This is a genomic window from Frateuria hangzhouensis, assembly GCF_026410505.1.
Classification (GTDB): domain Bacteria; phylum Pseudomonadota; class Gammaproteobacteria; order Xanthomonadales; family Rhodanobacteraceae; genus Frateuria_A; species Frateuria_A hangzhouensis.
In genome coordinates this window covers 1-1,393 of sequence record NZ_JAPMIU010000035.1, presented here as the reverse complement: position 1 = coordinate 1,393, position 1,393 = coordinate 1, and the positions used below count along the sequence as shown (strand labels likewise).

The window sequence follows — 1,393 nt, the reverse complement described above, 5'->3', positions numbered from 1 at the left end:
CACCCTATGTATGGACTCGCCTCCACGGTCAACCCCCGTTTGCTGTCAAGAACGACCGGCTGCGTCTATGTATGAGGCCTCGTCGAGGTGGTCGCAGGGACCACGGGCCGGCATCGGATGAGCTCGCAGAGTGCCAATTACGGGAAGGCCGCCAAGGGCCCGTAGGGTGGTAGGCATCGATCTGCGACGGTCTGACCTAGTGGTTCGAGCAGCAAGCAGCGGTGGCACGCAAAGCGCATGCAGGAAGCAGTGCGGTAGCGGTTTTCCGTTTGATCAGGCGGGTCGGTGGTAGTCGGTCTGGCGTTGCATCAGGGCCCAGATTACGCGCAGGTTGTGGTTAGCCAGTCGTACGGCCGCGCCTTTGCGGCCATGACATTCCATCCAGCGCAGTAGCCGGCGCCGGTCCGGGTCGGTGGCATCGTGTCGGGTAGTCCGCAGGACGGCGTGGGCGCCGTTGATCAGCAAGCTGCGCAGGTAGCGGTCGCCGCGCTTGCTCATAGCCCCCAGGCGCACACGCGGACCGCTGCTGTGCTGGTCGGGCACCGGCCCGAAGTAGGCGGCAAACTGGCGGGCGTTGGCGAAGCGGGCCGGATCAAGCCCCTTGCAGACCATCGCGGTAGCGGTGAGCGGCCCCACGCCCGGAATCGTGGCCAGGCGTCGGGCCAGGGCATCGTCGCGGGCCAGAACGCCCAGCTCGCCGGTCAGGCTCGCGATACGCGCGGTCAAGCCCTCCCACTCGCCGGCCAGCTCGGCCAACAGGTCGCACAGGCGCTCGGGCAAGGGCAGCGTGGTCGAGCCCAGGGTGCTGGCCAGGCCGCGTTGCAGTGCGGCATCGCCTTGGGCGATTACCACGCCATGTTCCAACAGCAGACCGCGTATCTGGTTGCCCAGGGCCGTCTTGCGGCGCACCCAGCCCGCCCGTGCCCGATGCAGCGCCTGCATGCTCAACTGCTCGACGGTCTTGATCGGTACCGCGTGGATCGAGCGGTCGCGCAGCGCTCGCAGGATCGCCCGCGCGTCGTTGCGGTCGTTCTTCGCACCGCTGCGGTGCTCGGCCACCCGCTGGGCCGGTAGCACACGCACCTGCACGCCGCGGGCAGACAATCGGCGTGCCCACGCCTGCGCGCCCAATCCCGCCTCCAAACCCACCAGCAGAGGCGGTTGCAGCGTCTCGATAAAGGCGCCAAACGCCTCGCGTGAGGTCAGCCGCCGCTGCCATTGTTCCTCGCCCCGGGCATCCTCGGCGACCACCTGGAACACGTGTTTGGCCAGATCGATTGCAATGGTCGTAATCTTGCTCATGACTCGCCCTCCGCATGTGACGGTGAAAGCGTTATCTCACCGCTGGCGCCATGACGCCTAAGTGCGCGGGGGCGAGTCCATGTGATTACGG

General features: G+C 67.0%; 1 protein-coding gene. It reads right to left on the bottom strand.

All coding sequences use genetic code 11. The features are described from left to right. Positions 1 to 273 precede the first annotated feature (273 nt). Complete coding sequence (locus OSC30_RS16740; protein ID WP_267172985.1) at positions 274 to 1,302, bottom strand: IS110 family RNA-guided transposase; 1,029 nt, start codon at positions 1,300 to 1,302, stop codon at positions 274 to 276. Positions 1,303 to 1,393 lie beyond the last annotated feature (91 nt).